This is a genomic window from Pedobacter sp. SYSU D00535, from assembly GCF_017355855.1.
GTDB lineage: Bacteria > Bacteroidota > Bacteroidia > Sphingobacteriales > Sphingobacteriaceae > Desertivirga.
Genome location: NZ_JAFEWD010000002.1, coordinates 212729 through 233110 on the forward strand (window position 1 = coordinate 212729; position 20382 = coordinate 233110).

The 20382-nt window shown below is 44.5% G+C and carries 22 protein-coding genes and 1 other RNA gene; 15 read left to right on the forward strand and 8 right to left on the reverse strand.

The window, feature by feature from the left end; genetic code table 11:
- Positions 1-3 precede the first annotated feature (3 nt).
- From J4N23_RS05365 to J4N23_RS05430, 14 genes are all read left to right on the forward strand, one after another.
- Positions 4-606, forward strand: a complete 603-nt coding sequence (locus J4N23_RS05365) for a hypothetical protein (protein ID WP_207425997.1) — start codon at positions 4-6, stop codon at positions 604-606.
- A gap of 207 nt (positions 607-813) precedes the next feature.
- Positions 814-1164, forward strand: coding sequence for a hypothetical protein (locus J4N23_RS05370; RefSeq protein ID WP_207425998.1), 351 nt, complete (start codon positions 814-816; stop codon positions 1162-1164).
- A 6-nt stretch (positions 1165-1170) separates the two neighbouring features.
- Positions 1171-2514, forward strand: a complete 1344-nt coding sequence (locus J4N23_RS05375; RefSeq protein ID WP_207425999.1) for a hypothetical protein — start codon at positions 1171-1173, stop codon at positions 2512-2514.
- A gap of 2 nt (positions 2515-2516) precedes the next feature.
- The gene (locus tag J4N23_RS05380; protein ID WP_207426000.1) at positions 2517-3065 is read left to right on the forward strand and encodes a hypothetical protein; all 549 of its coding nucleotides are present in this window, start codon (positions 2517-2519) and stop codon (positions 3063-3065) included.
- On the forward strand, positions 3052-3924 hold the full coding sequence (locus tag J4N23_RS05385) for a hypothetical protein (protein ID WP_207426001.1): 873 nt from the start codon (positions 3052-3054) through the stop codon (positions 3922-3924). Before J4N23_RS05380 ends, J4N23_RS05385 begins: the two co-directional genes overlap by 14 nt.
- A gap of 7 nt (positions 3925-3931) precedes the next feature.
- Positions 3932-4894 carry a hypothetical protein gene (locus tag J4N23_RS05390; protein ID WP_207426002.1) on the forward strand — a complete coding sequence of 321 codons (963 nt, stop codon included), beginning with the start codon at positions 3932-3934 and terminating at the stop codon, positions 4892-4894.
- 1 nt (position 4895) lies between these two features.
- Positions 4896-6128 (forward strand): hypothetical protein, encoded by a 1233-nt coding sequence (locus tag J4N23_RS05395; RefSeq protein ID WP_207426003.1) that lies wholly within the window; start codon positions 4896-4898, stop codon positions 6126-6128.
- A gap of 13 nt (positions 6129-6141) precedes the next feature.
- A complete protein-coding gene (locus J4N23_RS05400) occupies positions 6142-8241 on the forward strand; it encodes an SGNH/GDSL hydrolase family protein (protein ID WP_207426004.1) in 2100 nt (699 codons plus the stop codon).
- Positions 8242-8245: 4 nt separating this feature from the next.
- Positions 8246-8470, forward strand: coding sequence for a hypothetical protein (locus J4N23_RS05405; protein WP_207426005.1), 225 nt, complete (start codon positions 8246-8248; stop codon positions 8468-8470).
- Positions 8471-8522: 52 nt separating this feature from the next.
- Complete coding sequence (locus J4N23_RS05410) at positions 8523-9209, forward strand: peptidoglycan-binding domain-containing protein (protein WP_207426006.1); 687 nt, start codon at positions 8523-8525, stop codon at positions 9207-9209.
- A 2-nt stretch (positions 9210-9211) separates the two neighbouring features.
- Entirely contained in the window at positions 9212-9523 is a 312-nt protein-coding gene (locus J4N23_RS05415; protein WP_207426007.1) for a hypothetical protein, read from the forward strand.
- On the forward strand, positions 9520-10329 hold the full coding sequence (locus J4N23_RS05420; protein ID WP_207426008.1) for a hypothetical protein: 810 nt from the start codon (positions 9520-9522) through the stop codon (positions 10327-10329). Before J4N23_RS05415 ends, J4N23_RS05420 begins: the two co-directional genes overlap by 4 nt.
- A gap of 34 nt (positions 10330-10363) precedes the next feature.
- Complete coding sequence (locus J4N23_RS05425; protein ID WP_207426009.1) at positions 10364-11329, forward strand: acyltransferase; 966 nt, start codon at positions 10364-10366, stop codon at positions 11327-11329.
- Between the two features lie 343 nt (positions 11330-11672).
- The gene (locus J4N23_RS05430; RefSeq protein ID WP_207426010.1) at positions 11673-11873 is read left to right on the forward strand and encodes a hypothetical protein; all 201 of its coding nucleotides are present in this window, start codon (positions 11673-11675) and stop codon (positions 11871-11873) included.
- Between the two features lie 131 nt (positions 11874-12004).
- Here the strand turns inward: J4N23_RS05430 and J4N23_RS05435 are convergent, their stop codons facing one another.
- The 8 genes from J4N23_RS05435 to J4N23_RS05470 form a co-directional block, all read right to left on the reverse strand.
- Positions 12005-12670 (reverse strand): SOS response-associated peptidase, encoded by a 666-nt coding sequence (locus tag J4N23_RS05435; RefSeq protein ID WP_207426011.1) that lies wholly within the window; start codon positions 12668-12670, stop codon positions 12005-12007.
- Between the two features lie 3 nt (positions 12671-12673).
- Positions 12674-12925, reverse strand: a complete 252-nt coding sequence (locus tag J4N23_RS05440) for a hypothetical protein (RefSeq protein WP_207426012.1) — start codon at positions 12923-12925, stop codon at positions 12674-12676.
- Between the two features lie 10 nt (positions 12926-12935).
- Positions 12936-13202 (reverse strand): hypothetical protein, encoded by a 267-nt coding sequence (locus tag J4N23_RS05445; protein ID WP_207426013.1) that lies wholly within the window; start codon positions 13200-13202, stop codon positions 12936-12938.
- 77 nt (positions 13203-13279) lie between these two features.
- On the reverse strand, positions 13280-14368 hold the full coding sequence (locus J4N23_RS21210; RefSeq protein ID WP_207426014.1) for a HEPN domain-containing protein: 1089 nt from the start codon (positions 14366-14368) through the stop codon (positions 13280-13282).
- 9 nt (positions 14369-14377) lie between these two features.
- Complete coding sequence (locus J4N23_RS05455) at positions 14378-15574, reverse strand: site-specific integrase (protein ID WP_207426015.1); 1197 nt, start codon at positions 15572-15574, stop codon at positions 14378-14380.
- 77 nt (positions 15575-15651) lie between these two features.
- Positions 15652-16019: a transfer-messenger RNA gene (ssrA, locus tag J4N23_RS05460) on the reverse strand.
- A gap of 90 nt (positions 16020-16109) precedes the next feature.
- A complete protein-coding gene (locus J4N23_RS05465) occupies positions 16110-17339 on the reverse strand; it encodes a pyridoxal phosphate-dependent aminotransferase (RefSeq protein ID WP_207426016.1) in 1230 nt (409 codons plus the stop codon).
- 66 nt (positions 17340-17405) lie between these two features.
- On the reverse strand, positions 17406-17798 hold the full coding sequence (locus J4N23_RS05470) for a DUF1573 domain-containing protein (protein ID WP_207426017.1): 393 nt from the start codon (positions 17796-17798) through the stop codon (positions 17406-17408).
- A 130-nt stretch (positions 17799-17928) separates the two neighbouring features.
- On the opposite strand from J4N23_RS05470, the gene J4N23_RS05475 reads away from it, so the two are divergent.
- Positions 17929-20349, forward strand: coding sequence for a thiamine pyrophosphate-dependent enzyme (locus J4N23_RS05475; RefSeq protein ID WP_207426018.1), 2421 nt, complete (start codon positions 17929-17931; stop codon positions 20347-20349).
- Positions 20350-20382 lie beyond the last annotated feature (33 nt).

Consider the following 20382-nt stretch of genomic DNA (forward strand, 5'->3'; position numbering starts at 1 on the left):
AACATGTCAGCTTGTTCAAAAATCACTAAAAATAGACTCTACAACGCCTGCAAAAGAATTTTCGGAGGTGTTGAGGCGACTCTTTATCTGTTCAACCGATCAGATATTGAGTCATATATAAGGGACGCCCAGAACCCAAACGTCATCCGGGGTATTACCATGAAATCCACTGCGAAAGGTTTCCGCTATGAAGGATACAAAAAGTCCATCAAGCCAACGGTAACCGGAGTTTCGAAAGAATTTGGGTATTCATACCGTCATGCTATCGCGTTCCTGGTCCTTGAAAATGGCTCAGAGGCAAAAGCAGAGATCGAGGCGCTCGGTGCAGGTGAGTTTGTTGCTGTTATCATCAACAAGCAGAAGACTCACGATGCAGCAATCGAAGTATTAGGTACTGACGTAGGACTTGTGCTTACTGATATGACCCGCGACCTTCAGGATACTGCTACAGAAGGAGCTTATGCCCTTACTCTTCAGAACGAAGAAGGTAACGAGGAGCCTCATTTGCCGGCTTCATTCGCCGTGTTGACAGAAGGTGCTACTCCTGTTTACTCTTATGATCTTTCAATCGCTGCTCTGGAAGCTTTAATTACTCCGGTAGTCTAGTAAATGACTCCTGAGGAATTAATTGAAAGAATCAAAGGGCTTAACAACATAATTATCCAACTAGGTAAGAGAGAACCAGAGGCTCTTGCAGAGTTGGATACTATTTATCGAGCAGCATTCGGACAAGGCTTCGTCCCAGGCTGCAAGAGTTGTGTAACAAAAGCTTTCCATAAACTCCAAGCTCTTACGCTTGACAAATTGAAAACCATGGCAGAACAAAAGTTTAAACTTAAAAAAGGCATCGTGATCCAGTATCCTGCCTTTTCTCCCAACATGTACACCTCGGACAACATGACTGATGAGGTGGCGGCGAAGTACTTGAAAGATAATCCGGATAAGGCTAAGTACTTCGAATCTATTCCTGAAGTCGTTAATGCTCCGATCGACGAGGACGAGGAAGAAGATGATGAGCTAACAGCGAAAGAGCTGATTGCTAAAATCAAAGCGACTCAGACCCTCGAAGAACTGAACGAACTTGTTCCTGAGGGCGAAGACAGAAAGACTGTATTGGAGGCCGCTCAAAAGAAATCAGCTGAATTAGAAAAGACTGAAGAATAAAGGTAGATGAGCAAAGTAACAAACCTTCCCGGCACTGAGCCGCGCATAAAAAAGGTAGATGTAAAGAAGTACAGCATCGCTGGCTATGACGTTGACAATGCCTATCCTCAAAGGATTATGGAGTTGATCAATGCGTCTTCAACGGCTAAGCAGGCTGTAGGTATCTATGCGGACTTTATCGCTGGGGAGGGCTTTGCTGATTTGAACCTGTACAAGCTGAAGGTGAACTCGCGAGGCTTGACAGCTGATGACCTGCTGAACCGTGTTGCTTCGGACTTTGCACCTTTTAAAGGCTTCGCTATCCACGTAAACTGGAACGCTGCTTTCGAAATCGACTCTCTATACTATACTCCATTTGAGAATGTTCGGAAGGGAATTGAAGACTATGCTGGCCGTTATGCTGTTCACTCCGACTGGAGGGGAAAGGTTAAGAAGGAAGAGATCGAATACGTTTACCCGTTCAATCCTGATCCGGCAGTTATTCAGGCACAAGTCGATGCAGAAGGTGGATGGGACAAGTACAATGGCCAGCTGTACTATTTCTCTGCTGATTACGAAGCGTATCCTCTTGCTAGTTGCGACGCTGTGATTGAGCCAATGAAGGCCGAAATTGCTTCCGATAAAACAACCACTTCCAATCTTGAGAACAACTTCGCTCTTAAAAATATATATGTGAATAAGGGCGAATTTCAAACAGAGGAGGAGCGGAGAGAATTTATTGAAGGTTTAAAGGCATTCATGGGACCAGAGGGAGAGCAGGTGATGGTTGCTGAGTGTGAAACAACAGAGAATACGCCGGAGGTCTTGAAGATTGAATCAGCTCTTAACGACAAGCTCTTCGCTTACACGGACGACAAGGTTCTGAAGAAGATCATTCGCCACTACAAGCAACCAGGTATTCTTCACTCTATCACCGATGGCGGCTACTTCAACCAGCAGCAGCTTCAGGACGCAATGAACTACTATAACGGGATCACTCGGAAAGATCGGATCCTGATGGAGCGAGTTTTTGAGGAGTTATTCCTCTTGTTCAAGGAGCAAGTGACTGATGACTTCCAGATCAAGCCGCTTACCTACAACAAGTACATGAGTGACTTCGGGCCAGAATACTTCCAGTATTTAACCAGGAACGAGATAAGGGCGAGTATTAATCAGCCAGAAATTGAAGATACTGACGCAGACAAGAAGCTTCTTGTTGAGATTCTCGGTGTCGGTGGAACTCAGGCGCTTCAGTCAATACTCGTTGATCCAAGTCTTTCAAGTGATCAGAAAATTAACACGCTCAAAATCATCTTTGGAATTTCCGATGATGACGCGAGGTCTATGGTCTTGGGAAACGAAACTAATTAGCAATGACACCAATCCTCCTGATAACTAAGGCCGACTTCATTCCTTATGTTGATCTTCCGGCTAACGTGGACGCTGTGAAGAAAATCAACATGCACATTGAACATGCTCAGCAGTTTGATCTGAAGCCATTGCTCGGTGATGTCCTGTATTACGATTTGCTAAAGAATAGTACAGAAGAAAAGTATGTGACCCTTTTGGACGGACAAGAGTATGAGGTGAATGGCGTACCTGTCCTGTTCAAGGGGCTTAAACCGGCGATCGTTCACTTTGCTACAGCTAGGGTTCTTCCAAATATATCCAGCCAGATAACTCCTTCCGGAATGTTCCAGAAGCGTAACGAGTTCAGTGACCCTGTTGACTTCAGAGATATCTCAAGGCAGGTAAAATATTTTGAAAGTTTGGCCCATGGCTACTGGGCGGAAGCGAGAGCGTTTCTTGATCAGAACTCCGACACCTACACACACTGGAGAAGTAACAAATGTGAATCACCACGCGCTTCAAGAAATAGCGGCGCAAGAATTTACGGAGTGAATAGCTATGGCAGGAGATAAGAAAATATCGCAAATAGCCAAGCAGCTCCCGCTCCTGTCGGATGTAGTTGTAGCGGCCCGTGACAATAACGGCAATCCGATCAATATCACCTTCACCCTGGCTGATATTCTCGCAGCTGTTACTGGTTCCCCGTTTAAGATTTTTCCTGACTCCGATTCCTACGAGTTCGTGAGTCCAAACGCAGTGATCACTGATAGTCGCTTGGCTGGAAAAACAGGGTATCCAATTTACTCGACTCAGGTGAACTCGGAGTTCCGGTCTGAAGATCTTACATACGATGCTGTAAATGGCCGGGTAACAATCAAAGACTTTGAGCTTCAGGAAGGTCAACATATTTCGATTTATCCTACTGTTGCGCTGAATGAATCGACCGGAAACTTCCAGGCAATCAATAACAAGATTGCCGCGCTCGAGGAGGATATTGAAGGCCTTCAGTCAGCTCTGCAAAGTGCGAATGAAGAAATCGATCAGCTGCAAATTGTGGCTGCTCCCTTCTCTATATCGAACGGGCCAAGTGCCGGTTGGGTGCTGTGGGGGAAGCCCGCAAACCAGATTCCAGCAGGATGGGAGCCAGTACCAGAAATGGAAGGACGCATGGCCATTGGAGCAATTGCCGGCCATTCTCAATTTGATTTCGGAAAAACTGGAGGTTCAACATCCTATCAGCTTATGCTGCAAAATCTTCCTCCAATTGATCTGGCACTTAAACAAGCGAATAGTGATTCCGGATCCGGAGCATACGATGAGGGAAATTGGGGGGGAAGTAATCGGATAATCAAGCTTGGTGGAACATCGGCCCCATTCTCCCTGATGAACCCCTACAGGACTGTACATTTTATCAGAAGAAAGGCTTCTTAATATGCCGTTGAAAGATTTTATAAGGACACCAAAAAGCGAAAAACTTATTCAAGACTTTGCTCTGAAAGTAGGCGGCATTCTTTATATACCGGTAGATAGTGAGGAAGTTCCTGAACAGCCAGGTGCGCTGAGGCGTTACAATGGAAATTGGGAAGGATGGGACGGAACTGAGTGGGAGAGCTTAGGAGGAATTTCCCCTGAGGACTTGGGACCGGGTTTAACTGTAGTAGACGACAAGGTCACCCTCGATACTGAGACTCTTGCTCTTGTATCGCCAACTATCTATCCGGAATGGACCATCTACAGGAATGACGGCCTGACTCCATACGCGACTCCTTACACTACTGCAAAGCATATCACAGTAGACAAAGGCTGTAAAGTTGATCTATCAGCCATATTTAATTATCCGGTCCCCGGAGCTGGCCAAGGTGCTCCAACTGGAATGAGCGGTAACTTCCCGGGAAGCTTGCCTTCACCTGGTAATAACTCCAGTGTACTAGCAGTAGCTGGCATTGTTGCAAATGCCAGCTACAGCGTGACTCTGAGCAAGCCGAAGTCTGGATTGATGGTAGTGGGAAGTTCAGTAAAACCCGCGACGGGAAACGACACCACGAGCGACAGTATTTCTGTAAACTTCCAAGGACGGGGAGTGCTAGCTTACTTTCCGGATGCTGCTTTGTCAGCTGCTCAGATTGAATCAGTTTTAAACGGTGCCAGTTTCCAGACGAGCAGATCAAGGACCTTCTCAGGTGTTACGGCCAGCGGAGGAAATTACACCTATTACATATATGACGCTTCGCTGGGGAATATAACCAACGCTATTCAGAACGGCGCGCTTCCTGTCCTAGGGGCTTTTCAATTCCTATCCCAAGTTACGATCACGAATGCGGCGGGCTTTCAAATGCCTGTGATAGTGGTTCGAAGCAATGCGACGGATGCTTTTAATAATGTAACACTAGCTTTTTCATAATATGCCTTTAGAAAATCCAGACATACTCGAACACGCCAATAAAAACAACGCGGCTCTCGATACGGATTTCGTCAGAGGTGCTCCTCGCGTAGTTGCTAATCTTACTGAGCTATATGCCCTTGCTTCCAAAGCTGATCAGCTGAAGAATCACGCTACCATTGTGACTGTACTTGATGACGGGAACGGTAAGAAGCAGCGCTACGAGCTGGTCAATAAGGCTGATATTACTAATGGCGTATTCAATCCAACTGCGTGGTTGCTTTACACTGTAGGAGCTGATGAAAATAAATTCCTCGTTAAAACGGGCACTACTCAGCAAAACGTAGCTCCAATAACGAACTTCCAGAATAGCGTTTTTGGTCGGAGATTCTATGTAAATAATCCTCACACCAACAGCACACAGAATTCAGTACTGGTTGAACTCGGCTACACTGATACATTCCCGGAAGTGTGGGGGACGCTTACCCTTTACAGGCACAATAGAAATACAAATACTTTCTATTCTGTAAAGATTTTACCGCCCTCCAACCCGACTAAAAATTATCAGTACCAGTATCCCGCTGATGACGGAACATTTGCACTGACTAAGCAGATCCCTGACGTAACGGTCAAGGAAGACAAGACCAACAAGAATCAGCCGAACGGATATGCTGGTCTCGACAGCGCCGGAAAAGTTGCCGCCGAACAGCTCCCTTCTTATGTAGATGATATTGTTGAGGTAGCTACTCAATCCGCGCTACCACAACCAGGAGAGACAGGCAAGATCTATATCGCGCTGGATACCGGAGCCGAATACCGTTGGGGTGGCAGCACCTACGCTGAGATCATTGCAAGTCCGGGCAGTACTGATGAGATCACCGAGGGAAACAATAATAAGTTCTTCACTGTCGCACGTACCATCGGGTCGGTCCTTACTGGCTATGTAAAGGCCCTCACTAAGGAAACGATCACGGCTGGGAAAAGCATCCTTGAAGCTTTCGGGATTCTTGAAAAACGACTCGAAGATGTCGAGAACGGGCTTTCAGAACTTCAAGATACTGTGTCGGCTCAAGCTTTTACTCCGATCCCTGCTAATACTAATGGCGGTCATCCTAAAGTGGACATTAACACGGAGCATGAATACAGGATGTACGTGCTGCAATACTTAGGAACGGGAGGAACTACTGAGCCTGATCCTAGCGATCCGGTTACCTACATGCAGGCGGGCTATGTCGATCAAGGATATGTACAATAAAATATTTTAATATATGACTTTAGTAAAGAGAACATTAAAAGGTAGCCCGCTGACTCATCAAGAGCTTGATGGAAACTTCGATCACGCATTAGATAGAAGCAATCATTCAGGTCAACAGACCGCTTCCTCAATCGCTGATTTCACGGAAGCAGTTCAAGATGCTGTAGCAGCGCTGTTAGGTGCAGGATCTAATATTACTCTCAACTACGATGATACTAATAATACTCTCACCATTGGAGCTCTAGGAGACGGCACAGGCGCTGATCCTGAAGCGATACGTGATGCTATCGGAGTTGCTTTAGTTGGTGTTGGCAATATTTCGATCACAGTTAACGACGCCGCCGATACGATCACGATTTCGACTACCGCCACCCAGAATAGCTCTGACGCCTTTCTGTTAAATCGGGCTAATCATACGGGCAATGTGCCTGCTGCGAACGTTACGGAAACTGCTGAAAAACAATTCTTGTCAGCCGCAGAAAAGATCTCGTTTCAAACATCGTCCGCGATGCAGGCTGAAACAAAAGCATACTATGCCGACATCTTGGAAGCAGGGGGCGACATTGATAACTCGACTCTTTCTGCGGTAGATAGGTGGGTGATCACCGGAAAAAAGCGGGGCTGGTTCTCGAAAGTAGTCGATTGTGGACCGTGGCAAGGGGGTGGCATTACTCCTTCGCTTGTTAAACTTGTAAGCGCTGGAACTTCCATGAATAACGGGTTTACTGATGCTGATTGGAGCGTAAACGGAGGATTGTACCCTGGTAGTGGCGCTCACACAAAGTGGATCGACCTTGGATTCGATGCAGCTACAGCGGGATTAAGTCAGACAGATATCACAGTCTTAGTTGGAATTCCCGACTATCCCAATGACAAAGGTGGATTTGGTGGGAATGGGATGGCCCTAGGGAACAACCCCGCCACTGGTTTAGGGATAAACCTCCAGCGTGCTGGACAAACTTTTGGGGGAGGAAAGGGCCTAGAAATAAAAATAAAGGCAGGGGTTATTGGTATGACAGGCTCTACCGATTTCTGGGCATTGGGTCGAGATGGGGTGATGTTAGCGAAGGCAACAACTCCAATGAGTGGCGCTGCAATGGATGGTAACTTCAACCTTTTCAGATGGCACTATAACGGCACCACTTACTACTGGACAAATAAGATCGGCTTTCACGTGGTAGCTAAGGGACTTACAGAAGCAGAGTTTAAGTCGATGATGGACGCAACCCGTCAATATATGATTGACGTTAAACGGTATGCGGACAGAGGGGATTGTTTTACCTGTGGAGATAGTATAACCGAAGGTGTGAGCAATCAGATTAATGACAAGTCAGAGTGGGGTTACCAACTTTCAAAGAGATTAGGTTTGAATCATCGAAATACAGCGAGAGGGGGTGCGCCTTTTGTGTCAACGGGCACAGGAACCAATGTGGCCGATTATGTCGATGCTGTGGTCAAGTATATTCCAAAGTATATTGTGATTTCTGGTGGCACCAATGACATGAACCAGGACGGTACCACAAATGGAAATCCCACAAATTATAGTAACGCTTTAATCGCTAAAATTGACGAGTGTTTGGCCATCGGTGTAAAACCTTTAGTTGCTGGACCTCCATATCGCTTAGACATGAGTGGTGGCAATCCTGCTCATTCAGAAACCAAACAACTGGCCTACAGGAATGCGGTAGCAGCCGTCTGTAAATCGAAGAAGGTAAACTTCGTGAATCTATATGACGGAATAAAAGACGCTGTCGATGCCGCAACGGCCTCAACCTACTTCCAGGCCGACATGATTCATTTTAATACAGCAGGCAACAACCTGTTAACAGAGCTTTATTGGGAGGCTCACCTTGGCCGATTAGTTAGAAGGCCAACTCTTGATTTTGGATCAATCAGCGCAGGATCATCTGTTGAGTTAACGGTTGCCGTTCCGAATGCAGAAGTTGGGATGGAGGTTCTACTGAGTTTGCCAGCGTCTCTGGAATCCGGACTGATCGCAAATGCTTGGGTAAGTGCAAATGATACTGTCACGGTGAGGTTAACTAACGTGACCGGCTCTGCAATTGATCCAGCTTCTGGCCGGTATAAAATTACCGTATTGTTAGCGTACTAGTAGCATGGAATTATTCTACTGGTTCCCAGCCAAACTGCTTTCCCATCCCAGAGGGTTCGTGGACGCAAATCTGTTTAGCACCGCAGGCTTTGCAAGTTCTTTGATCGCCGTCATCCGGAAAGTATCTGGACCATTTACGGTAATACCTCCAACTATGTATGTGGTTGTAGCACAGGAATTCTTGGATATAAGTCCGGAGCTCTTGGAGATTCATCAGATGAAATTTTGAAAAGAATATAAAGATAGCAGAATACCATCTAACCGCAAATAACAATTATAATATGAGAACAATAAAATACATCGTCCTACACTGCACAGCAGGACCGCAAAACCAGAAGATAGAGGACATTCTCTCATACTGGAAAAACTCGCTGGGTTGGAAGAATCCGGGCTATCATTATATCCTTCGTCCAGATGGGATCGCTGTCAACCTGTTCCCGATCGACAAGGTTGCAAATGGAGTGGCTGGGTTCAATAAAGAGGCTATTCATATCAGCTACATCGGCGGGATAGACAAAAAGGGACAGCCGATCGATAATCGTACTCCGGAGCAGAAAGCGACCCAAATCGAACTGATCACAAAATTCAAGAAGATCTTTCCTAACGCTGTAGTCCTCGGCCACAGGGATTTCTCAACAGATCAGAACGGAAATGGTATCATCGAGAAATGGGAGTGGATTAAGTCTTGTCCTTCGTTTGATGTTCGCTCCTGGATGGAGGCAATCAACTACGAGAAATTTGCTAGGCCTTCCGGGATTGTCTACAAGCTCAACTACCCGCTTATCAAGGATAGCAAGGTGCTGGAGATTCAGAAGGCTCTGAACCGTAACGGCGCTAAAGTTACCGAGGATAAGATCTTCGGAAAGGAAACACACGAAGCGCTGCTGGCTTTCCAGAAAGCGAAAGGACTGGTACCGGACGGAGTAGCTGGTCCCAAAACAGCGAAGGCGTTAAATATCACTTTATAAAGATGGCAAACAACCTACCAAAGGCATCATTTTCTCAAATTGTAAATCATCCCACAACGTACATGCTGATGGTTGCTGTTGGTTTGCTATCTGTTTTTGTGACTCAGTTTTTAGGTAGTTCAAAGCAGGTGAGTGAGAACTGCGAGATTGAAAAACGAGAACTGCGAGCAGATCTTGCTAAAGAGAGACAGGAGAAAAATGAACTGGTTCAGGCTCTATTGGTGAAGAATGGGATTATAAATGAGATAAAGAGAAACACAGATAGCCTGGTCCGAGAGAAAGTCGGAAACGAAGCTAAAAAAATAATCAAATGATAACTTATAAGAACATTCTATTTTTCATGACTGCGGCGCTCTGCGTTCTGCTGGCCATTTACAGCTTTACCCTTCATAAGAAGCTGTCGCAAAAGGAAAAGGTTGAACAGACGGTATCATCGAAGATCCAGGAGGAAGCTAAAATAATCTCCCGGAAGGTTGATGCTGCAGGGCTTGAACATGTGACGATTGAAGCCGCCGGCAACATCATACCGAAAGCTCAGGCAAATGCAGCCGTAAGTGAGGGTATCTTGGACACGACAGCAATGGCGATCGGAATTTTAAAGAAGCAGATTGAGAACTTGCTGGTAGTGAATTCGACTTTGAAAGCCGATAACCTGCGAGCTATTCAACGGCTCGACGAACGGCAAAACCCCGTCTACTCATACCAGGATAAATACCTCAATCTCAATTATACCCCGGGAGACCCGACTGACACTGCTGATAAAGGCTCGTTCGACTTCCAATATAATGCTGATCTCACCATTACTCAGTATTGGAAGCGAAACAAGGTCCTCGGGCTTCCCTTGGGATCAAAGAATAGCTATATCGATATCTACTCAAATGATCCGAGAACTATCGTAAACGGCGTTAAGAAGCTGACAGTACAGCAAGAGCAGCCTTTACTAGGTTTAAGGGTGCAAGGTGTCACGAGCTACGATTTTACTTCTGGCACTCTTCGACCGGGTGCTGAAATCCAGTTTGATGCAGGAAGAGCAAGTTTCACAGGAGCATATCTGTACGATCCAATCACAGATAAGTGGAGGCCTACCGTTACCGGAAGGTATGACTTGATCAGGTTTTAATTGATGTGACGAGATTATTTCTACTTTTGTGCCCATGCCAAACCGGTTAGATAGTCTCATTTTTTTGCGCGCAATTGCGGTTATTATGGTTTGCTTGTGTCACTTCGGAGATCCGCTATCTGAAGGACACGCACTTTCTACAGCTTTCAATCTCTTTGATAAATATGGTAAATATGGTGTCGAGGCTTTCTTTGTGATATCAGGATTCGTTATTCCCTTAAGCCTAGATAGAGGACATTACAATTTAAACAACTATCCAAGATTTCTCGCCAAAAGGATAATCCGATTGCATCCTCCTTACTTATTGGCTCTATCTTTTACAGTGGCAATATCGTATTTGTCGTATAAGCATCGAGGTCTACCTTATCCCGAGAACATATCCACAGTCATCCGGAGTGCCTTTTATATGCATGCCCCGGCTGATAATCCGGTCTTCTGGACACTTTTCGTTGAGGCCCAGTATTACATATTTATTGGATTAGCATTTCTTGTTTTCAGGAACTACAAGCTTTTAACATCCTTTCTCGTTGTCCCGTTGCTGTTGTTATTGACTCGTGTTGATACTGGTCCAGCTACAATATTCTATTACATGGTGTTCTTTCTGATCGGGTGTTTCGGGCTTTTTTTATACAATGGTACTTATCAGAAGAAGTGGAGTATCGCTTTACTATCAGGTATAATCGCCTTCACATTCTACTTTTATGACCTGCCATCTTCAATTACTGCTGTGCTAACCCTGGTGGTTATCATGTTATATAACAAGCCCGTCCCGAAACCTTTAGCTTTTATTGGAGCGATCTCCTATTCCATCTATTTGATTCACTTCCCGCTAGGAGTAAAGCTTATAAACGTCATGAAAAGATATTTTTCTAGTGATTATTACCCGCTTCTAATGTTTGTGTCATTAGTTGTGGTAACGGCTGTTTCCTGGGCATTCTATAAAGTAATAGAAGAAAGATCAGAAGATTGGTCTCGGAGAGTGAAATATAAAACATTCTAGGCTTTCTTCTCCTTGTCTGGAGGATTTGTTTCGCCCCAGAACGTATAAGACTCTCGCATCGCATCTGATCGATTTCTTTTAAAAATCTTTTTCAACCTCAGTATAATTCGACCGACCAGCTTTTTCATGATAGTTACAAAGGTCGGCTTTTTCCTGAATAAAAATGGAACTCGTTTAATAGAAGAAGTTTCACCTACTGTCAATATCAATGCCTTCTCCTATACCTAGGCTTACCTAGGCTCTCCCATTTGGCAGGATGAGTAAGAGCGTATGCTAAGACGTTTTTTAATAGTTTTAAGGTTAGGCGTAGGGCTTTCATGCTTAAAGATAGTAATTTTGCTAAATGACTATTCAGGAACTAGAAGACTTCTTTAAATCAACAGAACTGCCGAAAACGATTTACATAAATAACGCGGAAAAGGTGATCGATATTCAGCTATTCCTGAACACGTCTTTCGATCAGGTGAAGTTTAAGGGGGAGACAGCACCCGCTTACTACCGTCTCTTAAAAGCTCGCGATTATATCCGAGCTAGTAGCAGCTAAAAACAAAGCCCCGCACATATCGTACGGGGCTTAACCTTTTATTAAATTATGGTACACCACCGTATGGTGTAACGCCTGCACTTGTAAAGGTATTTCCTCAAAGTTAAATTTACAAATCTTTCGACTCCTAATCAGCAAAACGCCAGCTGTTTAAACTCTTCAGGGTCGCCTACTTTTTGTATAGGCACTGCTTCCAGCAAATTATCCGGATAGGTTTTAATGAGTTCCAGTTTTTCGCTTAATGGTATTTCGGCATCAAGCCATAACTTATACTTATCTTTTGGAAGTATGGCCGGCATCCGTTCTCCGTTGTTATGGATCTTTGCCATCATCTGGTTTGCAGGAAGTGTGATAACAGAACAGCTCTTGATTATTTCTCCTGTAGATGGGTCTGCTGTTTCATCCCATAGCCCCGCCATCAGCGTAAGTCTTTCCCCGGCTGTTTTTATGAAGTAAGGCTGTTTCTTTTTCCCTTTAGGGTCCAGCCATTGCCACTCGTAAAAACCGCGAACCGGCACTATGCAGTGTTTTTGCCCTATCAGCTTCTTCCAGGTCCGGCCGGATTCCAGGTTTTCATATCTTGCGTTCCATGTCGCCATTTTCAGCAGCGTACCATTCGAGAAAATAGCTATACCCCATCTGAAATACTCCGCTTCCTTCGGGTTTTTGTCGGTGATTGTTAGAACCTGATTAGTCGGCCGGATATTGATGTTAGGCGAGTCTATCGGACCGTTTACAATAACATCAAGCTCTTCTCTGATATCTGACGAGGTAACACCTGCTTTTGCATTGCACATATCCTAGTGATTGTAGTGGTTGTCAATTTGTTCTCCAAATACCATAGCTTCTAGTCTGGTCAGGCTTCCTTCCAGCCATTCCCATTCTTCAATATCTATGCACTTCAGTACTCCCAGCTGAACGCCATCCAGAAGAATAGTAAATTCTGATTCTTCCTGTTCTTCGTCCCAATCAGGGATGACTAGAAACTCCTGATCGCCTTCCCCGATATCGGCCGTAATGGAGAAAGGCATTTCAATTTCTAATTCGTCCATAGATGTAAAGTTAAAAGTACTCCGGTAAATTCTTCTCTATTATTTCTCCTAATACCTGGTAGTCTTCATACTCGGGAACAAAAACTAGATTTTTAGAATTTAAAGGCTCACTTTGTAAGTTCTTCCAGTATCCTTCTTTTGTTTTTATTATATCCCCTAAGAAGTAGTTATTCATTATTATTCTAAAGCAGTATCCTTCCTGATAGGGGAAATGGGGAGTAATGCTTAGAGGGTATTCCTTCCCTTCGTAGGTGAATGTTGTGATGATGCCGGGCATGAAAGTGTAACAAGCCGCCTGCTTTTTAGGTTTGGGATCTCTAATGTATCATCAGATCCTACTGTACTTCTGATTCTCTAACGTTGATCGCTTGGGTTTGATTTTTTTATGCGGTATCTCCGATGTGTGAAAAGATGACCCCGTGCTTCCTCTTTTATCCTCTGCATCGGGTACAGCCTGTCTATCCATACTTTTGAGATTGCATTATCGCTGGTTAGCTCCTTTTTGTGTGTGTTTAAGGCATCTATTAATAATTCCCGAGCAAGATTGTCGATTTTTTTACTAATGTCTATCAGTTCATTCCTATCGATTGCCCGTTTCCTATTACCTAAAGTTGTTTTTACATTGTCTCCATGGATGAAGTTTGATCTTACTTTGTAAGCGTCCTTTATAATTCTTGCCATTTCTCCAACGGTGAAACGACTTTTCGTTAGAAAAAAGGGTATCCTTGCAACCAACTGCGAAATCAAATACTCGGAACTATTACTAAGTATTGACTCTAATAGTCCGATGTAAAAGGTGATTTTTATCGGCAAGAACTGATTTCCTCGAGCCATGTCTAGAAATAAAAGTGCTCGGTTTAGTCTGTTGAAGGAATAGGGAATATAATTTAACAAATAGGGTTGGACCCCCATTTTTTTTTCTTGCTTTAGTTCGTACATAACTTGCTGCATATCCGGCAGCATCGGTACATCCAGCATTTTTTCCAAAAATTCTAGAGATTGATTTAGTTCAGTCACATCGTAGAAGGTGGATTCTTGCGATTCGCCGTCCGCTTTAGAATTGAACACATAGTTCTCTTTTAGGCGGGTGTTATAGTCAGGGCTAAAGCGACAAACAGGATTAGTAACCGATTGTATATAACTTTTATAGACACTTACGCTGCTGTCTTTCGTGAACCATAACGCTCGGGCAAACAGTAGATGGAGATGGAATACATCATCGTGGGTTTGCAATGGATCATCGGAAGTATAGATGAAATAATTCTTTAGAAATATTTCATCGAATTCTAATGTTCCGATCGTGCCAATCAACTCGGGTTCAAAAAAGTGAGTTCTAACATACTGATGATCCTTAGATAAATAAGAGTTAAAGAATTCATAATATGAAAGGTCCTCCTTGGTTTGGAAATTCGTAATTACGGTAATAAAACGGTTGTCAATCACAATATTTGTTTAAAATCTTCTTCCTTTTTTATATTCAGTGTTCTGAGTGTCAACTCCCAGTCCCTTCATATAGATCATGGTAGTCGCAAGATCTCGGTGTCTGAATAGCTTCATAATCTTGTACAGATCTTCTCCATCTTCTCCCAGGTGAACAGCTCGCGTATGTTTGTACCTGTAAATCCCATGTTCAGTGGGAGGGATGTTGAGGGCCTTTTTATAAGGTCGGAACTTCTTTGCAAAATAATCCTGACCGATGGGATAAGGCGCTCCGATCTGAAATTCTGTAGCTGGGATGTTTTTGTGAGGCTGATTTTTGCCGAAGATGTAGAAGTCCGGAGGCATCTCGTTCACCTGAAGCTCGTACAGTAGTTCAAGAAAATCAGGGTAAATGGGAATGTATTCGGTCGTCCTGTTCTTCGCGGTACCTGATTCAATCTTCAGGGTTCGTGTCTTGAAATTAAAGTCTCCTGCTTTTAACTGGTTGCCTTCTGCCTCATTCCTGAGCGCTGCATAATAAACGAAGCTGCAGAAATGATAAAGCATGGAGTCTTTGTTATCGAGCATCATGTCTTTTAGCTGCTTGAACTGATAATCATTCCAAGCGGTGTTGCCTGGCCTAGCTACCGGCTGTCTCTTGAGGCTCAGCGTCGGCACCTTCTCCAAATAGTCGTCGAAGTTGTCGTGGTAGTAATTGAAGAAGGTGGTGAGATCGTTCAAATAATGATTATACGTCTTGCCGGACCACTGTTTTTCTTGTTTGTAATGGTTGAGAAAAGAAGTCACAATACTTTTAGTGACGCCGTCTATTTTAATCTCGCCCATGCTGTTCGCCTGTAGCCACTTTTTGAAAAGGTTCAGCTCTTGCTCGTACTTCCCGTATGTATTAGGTCGAAGGCTGGGCTTTACGGTCTCAAGATATCGATCGATTAAAGTTGCTACCCGTCTGTCACGCTGATGTTCGAATACATTGTATTCGTCATAAGGAGTCCATCCCTTTTGCAAGAGCTCATCAATAACCTTCTTAAGAGCCATGGCATGCTGACGCCGCTCTCGTTTGGTTGTAAACTGATTGAAGCCGTGATTAAAGCGAAATCTTTCGAATTGACCAGTGATAGGATGCTGATACTTGATCCAAACTAGCCAGTCTTTCTTTAGGTCTCCGCCTGGTGGTTCATAAATAAAAGGGCCTTCCCATTTCGTCCTCACTGGAACTAATTGTCTTAAGGTTTTGTCAGCTGATTGGTCAGTCAGCTTTTTTAACTGACTGACTATCTGTGCTTTAAAAGTGGAGCCGGAGGGATTCGAACCCTCGTCCAAACATGGAACAAATTATGCTTTCTACATGCTTAGCAGCTATTAGATTGTCGGGAAGGGGAAGGCCAGCTGCTTGCCTATACCGTCTTCCTTAGGTGCTTTATCTCACCCGGTAATCACACCTCTTACCAGGCCAGTTCCGTTGATCGATGCCCCGGATGCTAGTTTAACAGAACGGAAAACTAGCGGGACAAAAGCTGAGCTAATTCTAAATTAGGCAGCTAAGGCGTAGTTATTTTCGCCAATTATAGTTTGAGAGTTCAGATTAGAGCGCTATACTCACAATGCGCTGCATGCTTACATACTTGCCGCCATCCTGTCAATTCCGGTCGACCCCATAGTATGTTTATTGTTGGAAGCTTTTCAGCGTTGAGCCTTTTTGGCTCACGCTGTTGTCAATTCCGATGGATTGTAAGTTCTCATAATCTTAATGTGCGACTACTGATTCCTTGCTTCCAATCATTTTCCTGCCCGGATATTCTTTTAACGCTTTGTCCAGGCAAATCATTGCGTTGTTCAAATCTTCTTTGTTCAAAACGTATGCCAGACGGATTTCGTCTCTTCCTGCGCCAGGTGTACTGTAAAATCCGGCAGCTGGCGCCATCATTACTGTCTGATTGTCATGAGAAAACTCTTCCAGCATCCACTGACAGAATGCCTCTGAGTCATCTACCGGAAAACGTGCCACCACATAAAATGCACCCCCCGGATTGGGACAATATACGCCTTCCATTTTATTTAATGCGGCTACCAGCATATCCCGACGCTCGGTATATTCTTTATTTACCCGGTCAAAGTAAGACTGCGGAGTGTCTACAGCAGCCTCTGCAGCTATCTGAGCCACCATTCCCGGACTTAAGCGAGCCTGAGCGAACTTCAAGGCAGTTTGGATCACTTGTCTGTTCTTTGTAATAAAACATCCAAGACGTGCTCCGCAAGCGCTGTAGCGTTTGGAGATGCTGTCAAATACTACCACGTGGTCCTCCAGGCCGTCAAAATGCATTGGCGAATAAAATTTACTACCATCGTAACAGAATTCCCGGTAAGCCTCGTCCGCAAACAGATAAAGATCGTGCTTCAGACAAAGGTTCTTCAGCTCTACCATCTCCTCATAAGAATAAAGATAGCCCGTAGGATTATTCGGGTTACAAATAAAAATGGCCTTAGTTTTCTCAGTGATCAGCTTCTCGAACTCACTGATAGGAGGTAGCGCAAAGCCATTTTCTATCAAAGATAAAACCGGCTTTACTGTCACATTGCTCATCCAGGCGAAGGCGTTATAGTTCGCATAGAATGGTTCAGGAATAATCACTTCATCACCAGAATCCAGACAAGTTTGCATAGCAATGATGATCGCCTCAGAAGCTCCGGTAGTCACCAGAATATCTTCAACACTTATATTATAGTTCGCTCGGTTATAGTATTCTACTAGTTTTTTACGATAGGATAAGTTTCCTTCAGATTGTGTATAAGCCCAAACTTTAAAGTCGATATTTTTTATAGCATCGAGCATCACATGAGGTGTTTCAATATCGGGCTGGCCGATATTCAGATGATACACCTTCTTTCCCTGCTGTTTAGCCTGGTCGGCGTAAGGAGTTAACTTTCGTATAGGAGAGGCAGGCATCAGCTTCCCCTTATTTGAAATTTTTGGCATAGTCCGCAAAAATAAAAAAACCTCTCTGCTTACAGAGAGGTTTCCGATCTTTTCAGCTTTTTATTTTTATTTTGAGCTTGCGCTGGTTACTTCACCTTTGATGTACAACAACTTTACAGGTGTTTTAGCATTCGACTTGATCGTTACCGCCTTGGTAAACGGACCAATCGCCGCTGCATTATAAGTTACGCTAATCACGCCAGAATCGCCTTTCTTAATAGGTGTACTGGTATATTTAGGAACAGTACATCCACAAGATGATTCCACATTCTCGATAATCAAAGGTTGGTCACCTACGTTGGTGAACTTAAATTCATAGCTAACAGGCTTGCCTTGAGCAATTTTGCCGAAATCATTAGTTTCTTTTTCAAACTTGAATTCAGCCTTCTCGTCAGCTCGCATTGCAGTAACCAGGGTAAATCCTAAAATAACTGCACATAATGTTAATAGCTTCTTCATTTCGAAATTTTGTTAATCAGGTATAAAAGTACGACTTTATATTCAAAAACCATACCGGTGTACGTAACAAAAAAACTAGGGTTTCAGAACGTCTATATTTTATTAATTTTGACACCTGACCTGTGTAATTATGGCAGCAATAGATATGAATGTGACTAATCAATTTGACGTTTCAGCAGAACTGAGCTTCGATGATTTCAAGCAGATCGTGTTAAACGATTACAGGATTTGCTATGAAAGCAGACAAGCAAGTATTCTGGGACGGAAGGAGGTGCTGACCGGGAAAGCCAAGTTTGGCATTTTTGGAGATGGAAAGGAAGTTGCACAGGTGGCTATGGCTAAAGCCTTTAAAAAGGGGGACTGGAGGTCCGGCTATTACCGCGACCAGACGTTCATGTTCGCGACGGGAATGGCGACCATTACCGAGTTCTTTGCCCAGCTTTACGGAAATACCGACGTTAATGAAGACCCTTTTTCAGGCGGTCGTCAGATGAATTCTCACTTCGCTACGCGTATCCTCAATGAGGATGGTACCTGGAAAAATCAGACGGAGATGAAAAATACCTCTTCTGATATTTCTACAACCGGCGGTCAAATGTCACGGCTGGTAGGTCTGGCATGGGCTTCGAAGTTATACCGGCAAAATCCGGAATTAAAATACTTAACCCATTTCTCAGTGGAGGGAAATGAGGTTGCATTCGGAACAGTGGGAAATGGCTCCACCTCTGAGGGGGTGTTTTTTGAAGCCATCAATGCCGCGGGTGTTCTTCAGATTCCGCTCGCTATTTCCATTTGGGATGATGGTTACGCAATCTCTGTACCCTCTGAATTGCAGACAACCAAAATGGATATTTCTGAAGTTTTGAAGGGTTTTCAGCGGGATGAAAAAGGAGACGGCTTCGAAATATTCAAAGTGAAGGGCTGGGATTATCCCGGTTTATGTGAGACTTATGAGAAAGCGATAGAAATTTGCCGCGAGAAGCATATTCCGGCAATGATCCATGTATATGAGATGACTCAGCCGCAGGGGCATTCCACATCAGGATCCCACGAGCGTTATAAAACAAAGGAACGCCTGGAGTGGGAAGCAGAATATGATTGTTTGGTGCAGATGCGCAAGTGGATGATCGAATCAGCTATTGCCACGGAGGAGGATTTGACGGAAATTGAAAGCAAGGCTAAAGAATATGTGCGCAAGTGTCAGAAAACAGCCTGGGCAAATGTTCAATCGGTACTCAAAAAAGAAGCAGAAGAAGCTATAGAGCTGCTTTTGTCCTTTAAAAGAGATGATATCTCGAAGATTGCTGCCGGCTTGAAGTCGTCTGTAGAGATATCCCGGAGAGAGATCATGGTGGCCCTGAGGAAAGTAATCAGACTGCTGGCCACTGACCAATCCCAGGAGAAGCAGCGTCTGATCCGCTGGTACCAGGAGCAGTTGGAGCTGAATAGGGAGCGGTATAATTCAAAGCTTTTCACCGATTCTGTTAATTCGCCCGCTACTATTCCCGTGGTAGAACCCGAATATGATGAAGATGCTAAATGGATTGACGGAAGAGAGATATTAAATGCGTGTTTTGACGAGAACATCGCCCGCGATCCCCGTATCATCGCTTTTGGCGAAGATGTAGGAAGTATCGGAGACGTGAACCAGGGATTTGCAGGTCTTCAAGCTAAATACGGTCAGCTGCGTGTAGCAGATACAGGTATCCGAGAAAGTACCATCATTGGTCAGGGTATTGGATTATCTCTACGCGGTTTGAAGCCGATAGCCGAGATTCAATACCTTGATTACCTGTTATACTGTATCAACGTAGTAAGCGACGACCTGGCGAGCCTAAGTTACCGCACTAAGGGAGGACAAAAGTCGCCGGTCATCATTCGGACAAGAGGGCATCGTTTGGAGGGGATCTGGCACTCCGGTTCTCCAATGGCCATGATGCTCGGTATCATGAGAGGAATCCACATCTGTGTCCCGAGAAATATGACACAGGCTGCGGGAATGTATAATACGCTGCTTCGGGCCGATGAGCCGGCCATTGTGGTTGAATGCCTGAACGGCTATCGCCTGAAGGAAAGGTTGCCTGCAAATGTTGGCGAATTTACCGTGCCCCTTGGCAAGGCTGAAGTAGTGAAACAAGGGACTGATCTTACGATCGTTTCCTACGGTTCTACATTACGCGTAGTTGAAGAGGCTGCCGTAGAACTTGAAAAAATGGGAATCTCGGTTGAAATTGTGGATCCGCAGACGCTGCATCCGTTCGATTTGGATGAGGAATGCGCCAGGTCGCTCAAGAAAACCAATAAGTTGCTCGTGGTGGATGAGGACGTACCGGGAGGTGCTTCGGCATTTATCTTACAACAAGTTTTGGAAAAGCAAAAGGGGTATTATCACCTGGATAGCGCTCCGCGTACCATCACTGCAAAAGAGCACCGTCCGCCTTACGGCACGGACGGCGATTACTTCACGAAACCGTCAGTGGATGATGTAATAGAAGTAGTGTACGAGATGATGAGCGACGCTAATCCTGCCAGGTTCCCGGCATTGTATTAAATGGTTTTTTAGCCAACAATTTAGATTTAGCGC